The 16,235-nt window shown below is 71.4% G+C and carries 17 protein-coding genes and 1 pseudogene; 8 read left to right on the top strand and 10 right to left on the bottom strand.

Features of this window, described 5'->3' with window-relative positions; genetic code table 11:
* Nucleotides 1–96 precede the first annotated feature (96 nt).
* Both EF903_RS00085 and EF903_RS00080 read left to right on the top strand, forming a co-directional pair.
* On the top strand, nucleotides 97–1,002 hold the full coding sequence (locus EF903_RS00085; RefSeq protein ID WP_125540521.1) for a LysR family transcriptional regulator: 906 nt from the start codon (nucleotides 97–99) through the stop codon (nucleotides 1,000–1,002).
* Nucleotides 1,003–1,062: 60 nt separating this feature from the next.
* A complete protein-coding gene (locus EF903_RS00080; protein ID WP_125540520.1) occupies nucleotides 1,063–1,542 on the top strand; it encodes an NUDIX domain-containing protein in 480 nt (159 codons plus the stop codon).
* 35 nt (nucleotides 1,543–1,577) lie between these two features.
* Here EF903_RS00080 and EF903_RS00075 read toward each other — a convergent pair whose 3' ends face one another.
* Both EF903_RS00075 and EF903_RS00070 read right to left on the bottom strand, forming a co-directional pair.
* Nucleotides 1,578–2,762, bottom strand: a complete 1,185-nt coding sequence (locus tag EF903_RS00075) for a globin domain-containing protein (RefSeq protein ID WP_399419794.1) — start codon at nucleotides 2,760–2,762, stop codon at nucleotides 1,578–1,580.
* Between the two features lie 140 nt (nucleotides 2,763–2,902).
* Nucleotides 2,903–3,553 carry an HAD family phosphatase gene (locus tag EF903_RS00070; RefSeq protein ID WP_125540519.1) on the bottom strand — a complete coding sequence of 217 codons (651 nt, stop codon included), beginning with the start codon at nucleotides 3,551–3,553 and terminating at the stop codon, nucleotides 2,903–2,905.
* A 171-nt stretch (nucleotides 3,554–3,724) separates the two neighbouring features.
* Here EF903_RS00070 and EF903_RS00065 point away from each other — a divergent pair, with 171 nt between their 5' ends.
* Together EF903_RS00065 and EF903_RS00060 are read left to right on the top strand one after the other, a co-directional pair.
* The gene (locus EF903_RS00065) at nucleotides 3,725–4,612 is read left to right on the top strand and encodes a GNAT family N-acetyltransferase (RefSeq protein ID WP_125540518.1); all 888 of its coding nucleotides are present in this window, start codon (nucleotides 3,725–3,727) and stop codon (nucleotides 4,610–4,612) included.
* 22 nt (nucleotides 4,613–4,634) lie between these two features.
* Nucleotides 4,635–5,087 carry a GNAT family N-acetyltransferase gene (locus EF903_RS00060; protein WP_125540563.1) on the top strand — a complete coding sequence of 151 codons (453 nt, stop codon included), beginning with the start codon at nucleotides 4,635–4,637 and terminating at the stop codon, nucleotides 5,085–5,087.
* An 11-nt stretch (nucleotides 5,088–5,098) separates the two neighbouring features.
* Here the strand turns inward: EF903_RS00060 and EF903_RS00055 are convergent, their stop codons facing one another.
* The gene (locus EF903_RS00055; RefSeq protein ID WP_125540517.1) at nucleotides 5,099–6,484 is read right to left on the bottom strand and encodes a serine hydrolase; all 1,386 of its coding nucleotides are present in this window, start codon (nucleotides 6,482–6,484) and stop codon (nucleotides 5,099–5,101) included.
* Nucleotides 6,485–6,494: 10 nt separating this feature from the next.
* On the bottom strand, nucleotides 6,495–7,970 hold the full coding sequence (gene dnaB, locus EF903_RS00050; protein ID WP_125540516.1) for a replicative DNA helicase: 1,476 nt from the start codon (nucleotides 7,968–7,970) through the stop codon (nucleotides 6,495–6,497).
* Between the two features lie 432 nt (nucleotides 7,971–8,402).
* Here dnaB and EF903_RS00045 point away from each other — a divergent pair, with 432 nt between their 5' ends.
* On the top strand, nucleotides 8,403–9,740 hold the full coding sequence (locus EF903_RS00045; RefSeq protein WP_125540515.1) for an MATE family efflux transporter: 1,338 nt from the start codon (nucleotides 8,403–8,405) through the stop codon (nucleotides 9,738–9,740).
* Between the two features lie 74 nt (nucleotides 9,741–9,814).
* On the opposite strand, the gene rplI is transcribed toward EF903_RS00045, so the two are convergent.
* From rplI to rpsF, 4 genes are all read right to left on the bottom strand, one after another.
* A complete protein-coding gene (gene rplI, locus EF903_RS00040) occupies nucleotides 9,815–10,261 on the bottom strand; it encodes a 50S ribosomal protein L9 (protein ID WP_114058325.1) in 447 nt (148 codons plus the stop codon).
* Between the two features lie 18 nt (nucleotides 10,262–10,279).
* Complete coding sequence (rpsR, locus tag EF903_RS00035; protein WP_005315025.1) at nucleotides 10,280–10,516, bottom strand: 30S ribosomal protein S18; 237 nt, start codon at nucleotides 10,514–10,516, stop codon at nucleotides 10,280–10,282.
* Nucleotides 10,517–10,559: 43 nt separating this feature from the next.
* Nucleotides 10,560–11,135, bottom strand: a complete 576-nt coding sequence (locus EF903_RS00030; RefSeq protein WP_125540514.1) for a single-stranded DNA-binding protein — start codon at nucleotides 11,133–11,135, stop codon at nucleotides 10,560–10,562.
* A 71-nt stretch (nucleotides 11,136–11,206) separates the two neighbouring features.
* Nucleotides 11,207–11,497 carry a 30S ribosomal protein S6 gene (rpsF, locus tag EF903_RS00025; RefSeq protein WP_003956532.1) on the bottom strand — a complete coding sequence of 97 codons (291 nt, stop codon included), beginning with the start codon at nucleotides 11,495–11,497 and terminating at the stop codon, nucleotides 11,207–11,209.
* 247 nt (nucleotides 11,498–11,744) lie between these two features.
* Between rpsF and EF903_RS00020 the strand changes: the two genes are divergently transcribed.
* The 3 genes from EF903_RS00020 (at nucleotide 11,745) to EF903_RS00010 (ending at nucleotide 14,409) form a co-directional block, all read left to right on the top strand.
* Nucleotides 11,745–12,059 carry a hypothetical protein gene (locus tag EF903_RS00020; RefSeq protein WP_125540513.1) on the top strand — a complete coding sequence of 105 codons (315 nt, stop codon included), beginning with the start codon at nucleotides 11,745–11,747 and terminating at the stop codon, nucleotides 12,057–12,059.
* A gap of 132 nt (nucleotides 12,060–12,191) precedes the next feature.
* The gene (locus EF903_RS00015) at nucleotides 12,192–13,310 is read left to right on the top strand and encodes a peptidoglycan bridge formation glycyltransferase FemA/FemB family protein (RefSeq protein ID WP_125540512.1); all 1,119 of its coding nucleotides are present in this window, start codon (nucleotides 12,192–12,194) and stop codon (nucleotides 13,308–13,310) included.
* Nucleotides 13,311–13,377: 67 nt separating this feature from the next.
* Nucleotides 13,378–14,409, top strand: coding sequence for an alanine racemase (locus EF903_RS00010; RefSeq protein ID WP_125540511.1), 1,032 nt, complete (start codon nucleotides 13,378–13,380; stop codon nucleotides 14,407–14,409).
* Nucleotides 14,410–14,483: 74 nt separating this feature from the next.
* Here the strand turns inward: EF903_RS00010 and EF903_RS00005 are convergent, their stop codons facing one another.
* Nucleotides 14,484–15,938: a glycosyltransferase family 87 protein gene (locus EF903_RS00005; protein WP_125540510.1), complete on the bottom strand. Its 1,455-nt coding sequence runs from the start codon at nucleotides 15,936–15,938 to the stop codon at nucleotides 14,484–14,486.
* A gap of 87 nt (nucleotides 15,939–16,025) precedes the next feature.
* Nucleotides 16,026–16,235: pseudogene (locus tag EF903_RS33765) on the bottom strand (hypothetical protein); the annotation flags it as partial.

The following is a 16,235-nucleotide window of genomic DNA, read 5'->3' as shown; positions in this document are numbered from 1 at the left end:
TTCCAGGCTAGTTGACCCTGCGTCAGAGTCCAATCACCGTAGCGACAGGGGCCTATCGGCATATTTATAGTGGAAGGCCCACCGAGAGGGGCCGCCATGGACCTGGCCCTGCTGCGCACTTTCGTGGCCGTGCACCGGGCGGGCTCGTTCACCCGGGCCGCCGCCCTGCTCGGGCTGTCGCAGCCCGCCGTCACCTCGCAGATCCGGACGCTCGAACGCCAGCTGGGACGCCCCCTGTTCCACCGGCGCTCCCGCGGCGTCACGCCAACCGCCGTCGGCGACGAGCTCGCCCACAAGGCCGCCCCGCACCTCGACGCCCTGTTGCGGATCACCGAGGCCGAGCGGGAGGCGGCCGGCGCCCAGCGGACGCTGCACCTCGCCGGTCCGCCCGAGTTCCTCTCCCTGCGGGTCCTGCCCGCGCTCGCTCCGCTCGTCGGCCAGGGCCACACCCTGCGCACGGCTCTGCGGACCGACGCAGCAGAAGCCCTCGACGGCCTCGCCTCCGGCCACCACGACCTCGTCACCACGACCGTCCGACCGCGCGGCGGCCTCTTCACCGCCACCGCCCTCTGCGACGAGGAGCACCTCCTGGTCGCCGCCCCGTACTGGGCGGCGCTCGTCGACCCGGAACGGCTGCGCGACACCGGGCCGGCCGCCCTCGCCGGCATTCCGCTGATCGAAGTGCACGAGAGCATGCCGCTGGCCACGCGGTACTGGGCGGCCGTCTTCGAGAGCCGCCCCGACACCCGGCCCGACGCCGCGACCGTCGTCGTCCCCGACCTGCGGGCCGTGCTGGAGTGCGTACGGGCGGGCGCCGGGCTCGCCGTACTGCCCCGCTACCTGTGCCGGGAGGCCCTCGACCGGGGCGAGGTCGTCGCCCTGCCCGAGCCTCCCGTCCCGCCGCTGCGCACCTGGTTCCTCGTCGTCCGCACCGGAAGCCTCGCACTCGCCCACCTGTCCCGCGCCCACGAGCTGCTGGTGGGGGCGGCGGCGCACTGGTGAACCGGCGCATTCCGGCCGCCGGCGCGTTTCAGAACCGTGGTCCCGGGCCACTCTTTCCCCATGACCGAACGTCCCGTGGTCAAACGCACCGCCCGCGCGATCCTGCTCGACGGTGACGACCTGATCCTCATCAAGCGCACCAAGCCCGGCGTCGACCCCTACTGGCTCACTCCCGGCGGCGGCGTCGAGCCCACCGACGCCACCGTCGTCGACGCCCTCCACCGCGAGGTCCACGAGGAGCTCGGCGCCAAGATCACCGATGTGGTGCCCTGCTTCGTGGACACCGTCGAGCACATTGCCGAGGGCGGCGTGACCGGGGTGAAGGTGCAGCACTTCTTCGTCTGCCGCCTCGCCGCGATGGACCCGGGCCAGCGGCACGGCCCCGAGGTCGACCAGCCCGAGGGCGAGTACGAGATCGTCCGCGTGCCGTTCAGCCGGGTCGGCATCGCCGCCGTCCACCTCGTCCCGCTGTCCCTGCGCCACTACCTCGACGGCAACATCGAGGGGGTCCGGGCCATGCACGCGCCCGATCTGGGCTGAGCCCATGCGGCCGGCCGGTTCCGGGGGCCAGGGCGTCAGCCGGCCGCGCCCACCAGGTCGCCGACCGCGTCGTAGCGGATACGGTCCTGCGGGATGCCGATCCGCCGCAGCTCGTCCACCCCGCTGCGGATCATCGCCGGCGGCCCCGAGACGAAAGCGTCGTACGAACTCCACGGCCCGTGCTCGCCCACGGCCTGGGGGAGCTGCCCGGCCAGCCCTTCGCCGACCACCGGGCGCACCGACAGCCAGGGGTGCGAGCGCTGGAGGCCCAGCAGGGTGTCCTTGTCGTAGAGGTCCCCGTCGCTGCGCGCCCCGAAGAAGACCTCCACCGGCCGGCGCTCGCCGTGTTCAGCCACGTCCTCGATCAGTGCCTTGATCGGGGCGATCCCCGTGCCGCCGCCCAGGCAGAGCATGCCGTTGTCGGTGCTGTGGTCGACCACCATGGAGCCGGCAGGGGGGCCGAGCCGGAGCACGTCGCCCGGCCGGGCGTGGCGCACCAGGGCATTGGAGACCCAGCCCGCTGGCACGGCCTTCACGTGGAAGGAGAGCAGCCCGTCGGCCCGCGGCGCGGAGGCGAAGGAGTAGTGGCGCCAGACCCGGGGCCACCACGGGGTCTCCAGGCTCGTGTACTGGCCTGCCACGAAGGGGTACGGCTGATCGGGGCGGACCGTCAGCACCGCGATGTCCGGGGTGCGCAGCTCGTGGGAGACGACCTCCGCGTGCCACCAGGCAGGGGACGTCCGCTCGTCCTCGGCAGCCGCGTCGATCATCGTCTGGGAAATGGCGGTGTACGCCCGCACCCACGCCGCTTCCGCCTCGGCTCCCCAGCTGGCGGTCGCGTGGCGGGCCAGCGCGCCGATCAGCGCCTCGCCGACCACCGGATAGTGGGCGGGCTGTGTGCCGTACTTGCGGTGGCCCGTGCCCAGGCGCCGCAGGTAGGGGGTGAGCACGCCGGGGTCGTCGATGTGCTCGGCGGCGGTCAGCAGCGCCTTGAGGAGCCGATCGCGCTGGGTGTCCATCGCGACGGGGAACATGTCCCGCAGTTCCGGGTGCCGGGTGAAGACCAGGGCGTAGAAGTAGGACGTCACCCGGTCGGCGACGGGGGCGATCTCCTCCAGCGTCCGGCGGATGAGCAGTGCATCCGGGGACGGTTCGGCCCGACCGCTCCCGGGCGGTATCCGGGTCGCGGGTCTGGCCGGTCTGGTGGGCGGAGCGTCCATGCGGTGCCTCGCTTCGAGCATCTCGGTCGACAAGCACGCCACGGCCTTCGATCCGTGGTTCCGGGTCCCACAGCCTGCCAGCCGATCGAAAACACCCGCGGGGGATTGGGGAAAGTCAGCGTTCCCTACGCTCTTTCCTCCTAAGATGCTGCGACTCCCGGGCGTGCCGCGGCCACGAGCTGGTAGGCCTCCCTGAGGTCCCGGCCCTCGTAGACGTGCGTCGCCCGTTCGGCAAGGAACGGGCGGGCGTTGACCGCAACCGACACCGGCACGGCTTCGAAGAGCACCTCGTCCGTCGCCGAGTCCCCGTACGCCACGCAGTCGGTCCGGGCAAGCCCGAACCGCTCGCACAGCCGGTCCGCCACAGTGACCTTGTCCTTTGGCGTCAGGATGCCCGCCACATCCATCGGGCCGATGAACGGGACCTGCGGAAAGAGCGAGCCGTGGGCGGCGTGCGCGCCCCACTCCAGCAGCAGCTCAACGAAGAACGACGGTGACAGCGAGACCACGGCGCAGAACTCGCCGCGTTCCCTGATCTCCGACCACACCTCCTGGATGCCCGACAGCCAGGGGGAGCCGTCGAAGGCCGCACGGACATGCGCCGTCGTCAGCTCCGCCCACAGCGCGTGCACCGCGAGGGAGAACTGCGGCGGGTCCAGCTTTCGGGCGCTGAAGGCCCGTTCCAGTTCCGCGATCTCGGCACCCAGGCCGAGCTGCCGGGAGATCTCGACCGGCGCCGCCGATCCGTACATCAGGGTGCCGTCGAGGTCGAACAGGTGCAGGCGCGTCATGCCAGGGAGGCTAACGGCTGGTTTCACGTGAAACGGCGGGTTCCACGGGAAACCCGGACGTGGTTTCACGTGAAACACCGCCAGGTTTCACGTGAAACATCAGCCGGTTCACCGGCGAACTTCGGCCGAATTCCCCTGGACGCCCCTCCCTCGATGATCCAGTCTGGCCGGGTGACACCACCACACCTCACCGACCTGCCGATCCGGGCGCTGACCGTGGACGACCTCCGCCGCTGCGCCGACCTGTCCCAAGACCGCGGCTGGCCGCGCGAGGACCACAAGTGGGGACTCCTCCTCGCCGCAGGCGCCGGATACGGCATCGATGCTCCCGACGGAGCGGGGCTCGCCGCGGCTTGCGTCGTCACCTCGTACGGACCCGCCCCCGATGAGCCCGAACTGGCGGCGATCGGGATGGTCCTGGTGGCCGACCGGTACGCCCGCCGCGGCCTCGGACGCCGGCTGATGACCCATGTCTGCGACGACGTCCTGAAGGATGTCCCGCTCACCCTCCATGCCACGCCCCACGGCCGGCCCCTCTACGAGGAACTCGGCTTCGCCGCGACGGGGCGGGCCGAAATGCTGAGGGGCTCCTTCCGCCCCGGCCCCGCAGGGACGGATCCGGCCGCGGCCGTGGTGCGCCCGGCCGCCGGCGAGGACATTCCGCGGATCGTGCGCCTCGACACCGAGGTCTTCGGAGCCGACCGCACCCACATGGTCACGCGGCTTCCGGCGTTCGCGGACCGCCTGCTCGTCGCCGAGGACGGAGCGGGCCGGCTCATCGGCTACGCGGCCATGTGGCCCAACATGGAGACCCATGTGATCGGCCCGCTGATCGCACGGGACACCGAGGCCGCGAAGGCCCTGACGACCGCGCTCGCCGCCCTGACCGACCGGCCCCTGCGCACGGACGTCGACGTACGCCACGAGGAGTTCATCGCCTGGCTCAGGCAGCACGGCCTGGAGACCGTCGCCTTCAACGCGGTCATGACCCGCACCCTCCCCTCCCTTCCCGGCGACTGGACCCGACGCTGGGCCCCGCTCACCGTGGCCGCCGGCTGAGAAAGGAAACCCCGTGTCCGACCTGCCCGAGGCCGTCATCCGCCCGGCATCCGAAGAGGACCTTCCGGCCATCGTCGCCATGCTCGCCGACGATCCCCTGGGCGCCGCGCGCGAGTCGCCGGACGACCTCTCCCCCTACCGGGCGGCCTATCGGCAGCTCGCCGCGGACCCGAACCAGCACGTGATGGTCGCGGTCCGCGACGGTCGCGTGGTGGGCACCCTCCAGCTGACCTTCATCCCGGGCCTGTCCCGCAAGGGCGCCATGCGCTCGGTCATCGAGGGCGTCCGCGTCCACGCCGACGAACGGGGCAGCGGTCTCGGCACCCGGTTCATCGAGTGGGCGGTCGAGCGGTCCCGGGAGGAGGGCTGCCGGCTGGTGCAGCTCACGTCGGACGTGACGCGCAAGGACGCCCACCGCTTCTACGAGCGGCTCGGCTTCACCGCCTCCCACGTCGGCTTCAAGCTCGCCCTCTGACCGACTGCGGCTCAGCCGATGCCGCGCCAGCCCTGCGGGTCCACTCCGCCGGGGACGGGCGCCTCGGGATCGTAGGGCTGCCGGGTGAACACGAACGAGCCGAGGTCGAGGTGGCTCACCGCGCCGTCCGGCCCGCGCACGGCACGGAGGGTCTCGCCCGCGTAGTAGCCGGACAGGCCGACCCAGCTGCCGTCGGGCCGCGGACGGAACCGGGCGGCTCGGCCCTGCACCGCCACCGGGCCGAGCTCCAGGTGGCCGTCGGAGCGCAGCCGCACCACGTGCGCGGCCGTCCCCCAGTACCAGGGACCGCACACCTCCAGGGCCACCGGGTCCGCCTCCGCGAAGGGCTTCCACGGGGCGGGGATCCGCGGCTCCGCCTCGGCCACGAGGTGCAGCAGCTCCGCCGCGACCGTCGCAGCGGGCAGGCCCGACGTGCAGTTGGCGAGCACGACCGCCGACACATCGTCAGCCGCGCTCAGCCACAGGCCGGCGACGAAGCCGGGCAGCGAGCCGCTGTGTCCGGCGATCCGCCGGGCGCCGCTCTGCACGAGCTGCAGGCCCAGCCCGTACCCGAGGTCGGCGAGCCCCGGCTCCGGCGGCGACGCCGCGACGGCCATCTCCGCGACCGCCGCCGCGTCGAGGACGCGGTCGTCGCCGTGGATCAGGAACTGCCCGAACCGTGCCAGGTCCCGGGTCGTGGACCACAGCTGGCCCGCCGGGGCCATCAGGCCCAGGTCCTCCGCGGGTTCGGGAAGCATCACGTCGGCCCACGGGTGGACGGCCCAGCCGTCCGCATACGGCGCCTGGGGCTGCACCGTGGTGCGGTCCAGGCCGAGGGGCTCCAGCACCTCCGCGCGGAGGACCTCCTCCCACGGCTTGCCCCGCAGCGCTTCGACGAGCGAACCGAGCAGTGTGTAGCCCGGATTGGAGTAGTGGTGGCGGCGGCCCGGCTCGAACCGGAAGGGCTCCTCTCCGAGCACGTCCGCGAGTTCCGGGCGGAGCGCCGCGGACGAGCGCTCCCACCACTCTCCGGGGGTCTCGGCGGCCAGCCCGCCCGTGTGGGACAGCAGTTGGGCGACGGTCACCTCGCCGGCACCGGTTCCCGGCAGGTGCTTCTCGACCGGATCGGCCAGGGCCAGAAGCCCCTCGTCACGCAGGCGCATCACGAGCACCGCGGTGAACGTCTTGGTGATGGAGCCGATCCGGTACTGCACGTTCCCGTCGGGGCCGCGTCCCTCCGCCGACGTGCGTGCACCCTCCCAGACGACCGCGCCCCCGCGGGCCACCGCGGCGACCAGCGAGGGCGCCCGGCCCTCGCTCTGGGCCGCGGCGATCCGGTGGAGCAGCGCGCGCCGGGTTGCGGGGAGCAGGTGCAGTTCGTCAGGAAGGGCGTCCATGCCCCGGATGCTACGTGTTGGCCATGTCCACGAACCGCGAATAGTGGCCCTGGAAGGCCACCGTGATCGTCGCGGTCGGACCGTTTCGGTGCTTGGCCACGATCAGGTCCGCCTCGCCGGCGCGCGGCGACTCCTTCTCGTACGCGTCCTCGCGGTGCAGCAGGATGACCATGTCGGCGTCCTGCTCGATGGAGCCGGACTCACGCAGGTCGGAGACCATCGGCTTCTTGTCGGTGCGCTGCTCGGGGCCTCGGTTCAGCTGGGAGAGCGCGATCACGGGCACCTCCAGCTCCTTTGCGAGGAGCTTGAGGTTTCGGGACATGTCCGAGACCTCCTGCTGGCGGCTCTCGGGCCGGCGGGAGCCGCCCGACTGCATCAGCTGGAGGTAGTCGATGACCACCAGGGCAAGGTCGTTGCGCTGCTTGAGGCGGCGGCACTTCGCCCGGATCTCCATCATCGACAGGTTCGGGGAGTCGTCGATGTAGAGCGGGGCGGCCGAGACGTCGGGCATCCTGCGGGCCAGGCGGGTCCAGTCGTCGTCGGTCATGGTGCCGGAGCGCATGTGGTGCAGGGCCACCCGGGCCTCCGCGGACAGCAGGCGCATCGCGATCTCGTTGCGCCCCATCTCGAGCGAGAAGATGACGCTGGGCAGGTTGCTCTTGATGGAACAGGCGCGCGCGAAGTCCAGGGCGAGGGTCGACTTGCCCATGGCGGGACGGGCGGCGATGACGATCATCTGGCCGGGGTGCAGGCCGTTGGTGAGGGAGTCGAGGTCGGTGAAGCCGGTCGGGACGCCGGACATCTGGCCGCTGCGCGAGCCGATGGCCTCGATCTCGTCGAGCGCGCCCTCCATGATGTCGCCGAGCGGAAGGTAGTCCTCGGAGGTGCGCTGCTCCGTGACGGCGTAGATCTCGGCCTGGGCGCTGTTGACGATCTCGTCGACGTCTCCGTCGGCCGCGTACCCCATCTGCGTGATCTTCGTACCGGCCGCCACCAGGCGGCGCAGGACGGCGCGCTCGTGGACGATCTCCGCGTAGTAGGAGGCGTTCGCGGCCGTCGGGACCGACTGGACCAGTGTGTGGAGATAGGAGACGCCGCCGACCTTGCCGATCTCGCCGCGCCGGGTGAGCTCGGCGCCGACCGTGATCGGGTCGGCGGGCTCGCCCTTGGCGTACAGGTCGAGGATGGCCTGGTAGATCGTCTCGTGGGAGGGCCGGTAGAAGTCGTGGCCCTTGATGATCTCGACGACGTCCGCGATGGCGTCCTTGGAGAGCAGCATGCCGCCGAGCACGGACTGCTCGGCGTCGAGGTCCTGGGGCGGGACCCGCTCGAAGCCGCCGCCGTCCCAGGCGCCGCCCTCGCGGGCGTCCCCGCGCTGCTCGTCCCCGCGGCCGCGGCCGTCCCCGCCGCGGCGCGAGCGGGTGGGCAGACGGTCACCCGGACCGCTGTCGGCCCAGGGGTCGTCCGTGGGCTCGGGCATACTCACCGGGCCGCCTCCTCCCGTCCGCAGCGCGGACCTCGCCGTGCCGGTCTTCGTACGGCACGGCTCTGACATTCGGGACACCCGATCCGCTCGCGGCGGGTCGGGCAACGCACAACGGTAGGCCCGGAGGCGGCATCAGCCAATCTTGTTATCCACAGGCTGTGTGGATGAGATGTGGACGACCGAGCCAATGCTGTGGGTAACTCGCCCGAAGCTGTGCACGGACCGGGGGACAGCGCTGTGGACAAAATCACCCATCACCCCTTGCCACAGCCCTGACCTGCATTTTCTTCGACAACAGCCCACGCCGGAGAAAAATCTCGGCACCTTCCCCCAGATCGCCTCGGACGAGGTGCCACGCACACCCGAGCACATCCACAGGTAAGGATCTGAACGCCCTTGCGTCTATTACCTGTGGAAGATTAGATTGAGCCCATGACCCAAGCCCTCGAACCGCGGAAGGCGACCCCGCGACGGCACGACCGCGAGATCCTCGCCCTTGCCGTCCCGGCCTTCGGTGCACTCGTCGCCGAGCCCCTGTTCGTGCTGGCCGACAGCGCCATCGTGGGGCACCTCGGCACCCCCCAGCTGGCCGGCCTCGGCATCGCCGCCGCCCTCCTCACCACCGCGGTGAGCGTGTTCGTGTTCCTCGCCTACGCCACCACCGCGGCCGTCTCCCGGCGCGTCGGCGCGGGTGACCTCAAGGCCGCCATCCGCCAGGGCATGGACGGGATCTGGCTCGCCCTGCTGCTCGGGGCGGCCGTTGCCGCCGCGGTCCTGCCCACCGCGCCCCGGCTGGTCTCGCTCCTGGGCGCCTCCGACACCGTCGCCCCGTACGCCACGACGTACCTGCGGATCTCCGCGCTCGGCATCCCCGCGATGCTGATGGTCCTGGCGGCCACCGGAGTCATCCGGGGCCTGCAGGACACCAGGACCCCGCTCTACGTGGCCGTAGGCGGCTTCGCCCTCAACGCCGGCCTGAACGCCGCCCTCGTCTACGGGGCCGGCCTCGGCATCGCGGGCTCCGCGTGGGGCACGGTCCTCGCCCAGTTCGCCATGGCCGGCGCCTACCTCGTCGTGGTCGTCCGCGGTGCCCGCCGGCACGGGGCCTCCCTGCGCCCCGATGCGGCGGGGATCCGGGCCTGCGCGCAGGCCGGCGCGCCCCTGCTGGTGCGGACGCTCTCCCTGCGCGCCGTCCTGATGATCGCCACGTTCGTGGCCGCGCGCCTCGGCGACGCCGATGTCGCCGCCCACCAGATCCTGCTCTCCCTGTGGAGCCTGCTCGCCTTCGCCCTCGACGCCATCGCCATCGCAGGCCAGGCCATCATCGGCCGGTACCTGGGCGCCGGGGACACCGACGGGGCCAAGGCCGTGTGCCGCCGCATGGTGCAGTGGGGCATTGTCTCGGGCACCGTCCTCGGCCTCCTGCTGGCCGCCGCCCGCCCACTGATCGTCCCGCTCTTCACCACCGACCCCGCGGTGGAGGAGGCGCTGCTGCCGGCCCTGCTCGTCGTGGCCGCCTCGCAGCCGGTCGCCGGGATCGTCTTCGTCCTCGACGGCGTCCTCATGGGGGCCGGGGACGGCCGCTACCTCGCCTGGGCCATGCTGGCCACCCTGGCGGTGTTCGCCCCGGCCGCCCTGCTCGTACCGGTACTGGGCGGCGGCCTCATGGCCCTGTGGATGGCGATGACATTGATGATGCTGGTCCGCATGGCGACCCTCCAGCTGCGGACCCGCTCCGGGCGCTGGGCCGTCGCCGGGGCGACCCGCTGACAGCCGACGCATGTTTCACGTGAAACACGGCAAAGGGCCGCACCCCGAGAGGTGCGGCCCTTCGTACGCGGCACTCAGGCGGCGACGACCTCGACGCCCACGTTCGCGGCGACCTCGGCGTGCAGACGCACGGAGACCTGGTACGAACCGAGGGTCTTGATCGGAGCAGCCAGCTCGACGCGGCGCTTGTCGACCTTCGGACCACCGGAAGCCTCGATCGCCGTGGCGATGTCGGCCGGGGTCACGGAGCCGAAGAGGCGGCCGGCGTCACCCGAGCGGGTGGCCAGACGGACCTTCGTGCCCTCGAGCTTGGCCTTGACCTCGTTGGCCTGCTCGATGGTCGCAATCTCGTGGATCTTGCGGGCGCGGCGGATCTGCGCCACGTCCTTCTCGCCACCCTTGGTCCAACGGATCGCGAAACCACGCGGGACCAGGTAGTTGCGAGCGTAGCCGTCCTTGACGTCGACGACGTCGCCGGCGGCACCGAGGCCCGAGACCTCCTGGGTCAGGATGATCTTCATGTGTCGGTCACCCTTTCCTTATCGCGCGGTGGACGTGTAGGGCAGCAGCGCCATCTCACGGCTGTTCTTCACGGCCGTGGCGACGTCACGCTGGTGCTGCGTGCAGTTGCCGGTAACGCGGCGGGCACGGATCTTGCCGCGGTCGGAAATGAACTTCCGCAGCATGTTCGTGTCCTTGTAGTCCACGTACGCGGTCTTGTCCTTGCAGAACGCGCAGACCTTCTTCTTCGGCTTGCGCACAGGCGGCTTCGCCATGGTGTCTCTCCTGTGTGATCAAGAAGTGGGGATGCGAGCTTCCCTAGAAGGGAGGCTCGTCCGAGTAGCCGCCGCCGGAGCTTCCGCCCCAGCCACCGCCGCCGCCCTGCTGCTGCTGGCCGCCGGCCGGCGCGCTGGACGCCCACGGGTCGTCGGAGGGAGCTCCGCCGCCCTGCGGACCGCCGGAGCTTCCGCCCCAGCCACCGCCGCCGCCCTGCTGCTGGCCTCCGCCGTATCCACCCTGGCCGCCGCGACCGGTGGTCTTGGTGACCTTGGCCGTGGCGTTCTTCAGGCTGGGGCCGACTTCCTCGACGTCCAGCTCGAAGACCGTGCGCTTGACACCCTCACGGTCCTCGTACGACCGCTGCTTCAGCCGGCCCTGCACGATGACGCGCATGCCCCGCTGAAGGGACTCGGCGACGTTCTCAGCCGCCTGCCGCCACACCGAGCAGGTCAGGAACAGGCTCTCGCCGTCCTTCCACTCGTTCGTCTGGCGGTCGAAGGTGCGGGGGGTGGACGCGACACGGAACTTCGCGACCGCCGCACCCGAGGGGGTGAAGCGCAGCTCGGGGTCGTCGACGAGATTGCCGACGACCGTGATGACGGTCTCGCCTGCCATGGATGAACCTCTCGGCGGGGATTGCTGCTGGCTGCTGTGCTACTCGAACCCGATTACCGCTGAACCGGGGTTCAGTGGGTCTCGGGGCGGAGGACCTTGGTCCGGAGAACCGACTCGTTCAGGTTCATCTGGCGGTCGAGCTCCTTGACGACCGCAGGCTCGGCCTGCAGGTCGATGACCGAGTAGATGCCCTCGGGCTTCTTCTTGATCTCGTAGGCGAGACGGCGACGGCCCCAGGTGTCGACCTTCTCGACCTTTCCGTTGCCCTCACGGACGACGGAGAGGAAGTTCTCGATCAGCGGGGCGACAGCGCGCTCCTCGAGATCCGGGTCGAGGATGACCATCACTTCGTAGTGACGCATGTGGAACCCACCTCCTTTGGACTCAGCGGCCACGGTCGTTCCGTGGCAGGAGGGTCGTGATGCGTACGCACGGCGCCTGAGAGCAGACACCGCGCAGACCGTACAGACTACCCCGCCGACTCCTTCCGGTTGAAATCCGGCACCGGAGCGCCACAATCTGTAGGCAACGGGTGTGCTCGGTGCTATGCCCGGCCGGACCGCGGCCAGCCCGCAGCACCCTCCGCCCCAGCCAGGAGGTGCTTTTCCGATGGCACAGGCAGTACGCACCCAGTCGTCGATCTCGCTGCTCGCAACCGACGGCAAGCCGCACCCCGTCCAGGACGCCCTGATGGCGGCCACCCTCGTCCTCGGCTTCGTGTCGTTCGTCACGGCCTTCTTCCACGACCTGCACCTGCTCACCTCGTGGACCGGCCTCTTCGGGATCCTGACCGGCGGGTACGGACAGTTCATCTCCGAGACGACACGCGAGCGCTTCGCGCTGATCATCGGCCTTGGCGCATCGGGCCTCGGCTTCTTCCTCGGCATGGCCCACGGCGGGCTCTTCGGAGGCTGGCTGGGCTGACCGGGGCACCTCCGCGGCAGGGCGCCCGCCGCTGACCGGGGGCGGGACCGGCCCGTCCCCCAGAAGGGTGGCGCCCTTGTCGCAGTAGGCTTCGCGCCATAGCCAGCGAAGCCGCCGGAGGAGACGCCCCGAATGAGCCTGTCCCTGAGGACCATCAGCCGAGAGCAGCATCTGGGATACCTCCAGAGCCTGCCCTCGGCTAGCCACTGCCAGGTCCCGGCGTGGGCCGACGTGAAGAACGAGTGGCGGTCCGAGAACCTCGGATGGTTCAACCAGAACGACGAACTCGTCGGTGCCGCACTCGTGTTGTACCGCCAGCTGCCCAAGGTGAAGCGGTACCTCGCCTACCTGCCCGAGGGCCCCGTCATCAACTGGTTCGCCCCGAACCTGGAGGAGTGGCTCCAGCCGATGCTGGCCCACCTCAAGCGGCAGGGCGCCTTCACCGTGAAGATGGGCCCGCCCGTCGTCATCCGGCGGTGGAACTCCGCCGCCATCAAGGCCGGCATCCAGGACCCCGAGGTCAAGCGGCTGCGCGACGTCGAGGCCTCGCACATCGAGCCGCGCGCCTTCGAGGTGTCCGACAAGCTCCGCCGCATGGGCTGGCAGCAGGGCGAGGACGGCGGCGCCGGCTTCGGCGACGTCCAGCCGCGCTACGTCTTCCAGGTGCCGCTCGCGAACCGCTCGCTGGACGACGTCCTCAAGGGCTTCAACCAGCTGTGGCGCCGCAACATCAAGAAGGCCGAGAAGGCCGGCGTCGAGGTCGTCCAGGGCGGTTACGAGGACCTGGAGACCTGGCAGCACCTGTACGAGATCACGGCCGTGCGCGACAAGTTCCGCCCGCGCCCGCTCAGTTACTTCCAGCGCCAGTGGACGGCCCTCAACTCCGAGGACCCCAACCGCATGCGGCTCTACCTCGCCAAGCACGAGGGCGAGGCCCTGGCCGCCGCCACGATGATCACCGTCGGCCAGCACGTCTGGTACTCGTACGGCGCCTCCGCCAACCACAAGCGCGAGGTGCGCCCGTCGAACGCGATGCAGTGGCGCATGCTGCGCGACGCGTACGCCCTGGGCGCCAGCGTGTACGACCTGCGCGGCATCAGCGACACGCTGGACGAGAACGACCACCTGTTCGGCCTCATCCAGTTCAAGGTCGGCACGGGCGGCGAGGCCGTCGAGTACGTCGGCGAATGGGACTTCCCGCTCAACAAGGTGCTGCACAAGGCGCTCGACATCTACATGTCGCGGCGCTGACGCTCCGCACCCCCACACCACCGCACCGCTGCATCAGCAGCCGTTTCCAGAGAGGCTCCGGACGGGCATGGCGCTCACGCTCTACGTCGACACCGCGCGCTGGCGTGCGCACCAGAAGCAGATCCTCGACCAGTTCCCCGGAATGGTCCCGGTCTGCAAGGGCAACGGCTACGGCTTCGGCCACGAGCGGCTCTGCGAGGAGGCGACCCGGCTGGGCACCGACATCCTGGCCGTCGGCACCACCTACGAGGCCGCGACCATCAAGGACCTGTTCGGCGGCGACCTGCTCGTCCTCACCCCGTTCCGGCGGGGTGAGGAGCCGGTGCCGCTGCCGGACCGGGTGATCCGCTCCGTGTCCTCCCTGGACGGGGTCCGCGGCCTGGTCGGCGCCCGCGTCGTCATCGAGTGCATGAGCTCCATGCGCCGCCACGGCATCTCCGAGCAGGACCTGGGCCAGCTGGCCGCGGCGATCGAGGACGTGCGGCTGGAGGGCTTCGCCCTGCACCTGCCGCTGGACCGCCCGGACGGCTCGGACCCGGTCGAGGAGGTCATCGGCTGGATGGACCGGCTGCGGGCGGCCCGCCTGCCGCTGCACACCATGTTCGTCAGCCACCTGCGCTCCGAGGACCTGGCCCGGCTCCAGGCGCAGTTCCCCCAGACCCGCTTCCGGGCCCGCATCGGGACCCGGCTGTGGCTCGGCGACCACGACGCGACCGCCTACCGCGGCAGCGTCCTGGACGTCACCCGCGTCGCCAAGGGCGACCGGTTCGGCTACCGCCAGCAGAAGGCCGCCTCGGACGGCTGGCTCGTCGTGGTCGCCGGCGGCACCTCGCACGGCGTCGGCCTGGAGGCCCCCAAGGCCCTCCACGGCGTGATGCCGCGCGCCAAGGGCGTGGCCCGGGCCGGCCTGGCCACCGTCAACCGGAACCTTTCGCCGTTCGTCTGGGCGGGCAAGCAGCGGTGGTTCGCGGAGCCGCCGCACATGCAGGTCTCCATCCTGTTCGTGCCCTCCGACGCGCCCGAGCCCAAGGTCGGCGACGAACTCGTGGCGCACCTGCGGCACACCACGACGCAGTTCGACCGCCTCCTCGACGCGTAAGAGGCGGCGGGCCCGGGGCCGTCCGCCCCGGGCCCGCCGCCCGTACCCGCCCGGCAGCCGCCGGGCGCGCTCCGTCATCCGCCGCGGGCGGCGCCCCACTCGACCCGCTGCTCCGGCTCCACGTGCCGCTGACCCCGCAGGGCGTCCGACAGGGTGAACACGTCCCCGGCGCCGTCCAGGACGCCGCCCGACGGGTCGTCCGAGCCGTCGCGGCGCACGACGTCCCGCTCGGGCATCAGGATGTCGCGGACCACCACGGCGCACAGGTACAGCGTCCCCAGCAGGTGCACCGCGATGGCCAGCTGGTAGCCCTCGGGCGGCAGCCCCTGGTGCTTGTCCCCGCTGGTGGTGTAGGCCAGGTAGAGCCAGATCCCGAGGAAGTACATGACCTCGCACGCCTGCCACACGAGGAAGTCGCGCCAGCGCGGCCGGGCCAGCGCCGCGAGCGGGATCAGCCACAGCACGTACTGCGGCGAGTAGACCTTGTTGGCCAGGATGAAGACGGCCACCACCAGGAACGCCAGCTGCGCGAAGCGCGGACGGCGCGGGGCCGTGAGCGCCAGCAGCCCGATGCCCGCGCACAGCAGCAGCGTCAGACCCGTCGCGTAGGTGTTCGCGTCGGTCAGGGGGTTCCCCGTCCGCTGCGAGATCAGCAGCCACACGGAGCCGAAGTCGATGGGCCGCTCCTGGCTGAACGTGTAGAACTTCTGCCAGCCCTCCCAGGCGAACAGCATCACCGGCAGGTTCACCACCAGCCACGACGCGGCCGCGCCGAGGGCGGCCGCGCCGAAGGCGCGCCACTTCCCGGCCCGCCAGCACAGCACGAACAGCACCCCGAGCAGCAGCACGGGATAGAGCTTGGCGGCCGTCGCCAGGCCGATCAGGACGCCCGCGAGGAGGGTCCGGCCCCGGGACCAGGCGAGCATGCCCGCCGCGGTCAGGGCGATGGCCAGCAGGTCCCAGTTGATCGTCGCCGTGAGCGCGAACGCCGGGGCGAGGGCGAAGAGCAGCGCGTCCCAGGGCCGGCTGCGGTGCGTGCGGGCGACGCACACGGCGATGACGGCGGCGCAGGCCATCAGCATGCCCGCGTTGGCCATCCAGTACATCTGCTCACGGTGCTGCATGGAGCCGCCGCCCGGGGTCAGCCAGGACGCGACTTCCATGAAGAGTCCCGTGAGGACCGGGTACTCCAGGTAGGCCATGTCGCCGGGGATCCGGTCGAAGTACGGCGTGAGGCCGTCCGCGAAGCCCCGGGCCACGAAGAGGTGCGGGATGTCCGAGTAGCAGGCGTGGGTGTACTGGGAGCCCGCGCCGCGGAACCAGGCCCAGTTGTAGCAGGGCAGCTTCTGCACCATGCCGAGCGCGAACATCCCGATCGCGGTCAGCGCCACCACGCGCACCGGGTGGAGCCAGTGGCCGCCCAGCCTGGCGTGGCGGCCGATCGGCCCGCCGATGAACTCGCTGCCGGCCGCGGCGACCTCGTCCTCCCGGGTGGGAAGGACGAGCCGGCCCTCGTGCACCTTCGTCATGCGCTCATCCTGCCGTACGCCGCCGGACGCGCGGGAGGGCCGCCGCAACCGGTGCGGCGGCCCTCCGTGGCACGAGGGGCGGCGGGGTCAGCCCGTGAAGCCCGTGCTGCCGCCCCAGCTGGTGACGCCGCCCGGGCGCCCCGGCCGCACCGAGGGGGACGGGCTCGGCGAGCCGGACGAGCCGTCGCTGCCGCCGTCGACACCGCCGCTGTCGTCGGGGATGCAGTACAGCTCCCACGGCTTGCAGGGGCGGCCCGTACCGCCTCGGGAGCGGCTCGGGGACGGTGACGGGGAGGC

It is taken from the genome of Streptomyces sp. WAC05292 (assembly GCF_003949955.1).
GTDB lineage: Bacteria > Actinomycetota > Actinomycetes > Streptomycetales > Streptomycetaceae > Streptomyces > Streptomyces globosus.
Note: the sequence above shows the minus strand (reverse complement) of the source record. Positions and strands in the feature narration are given on the sequence as shown.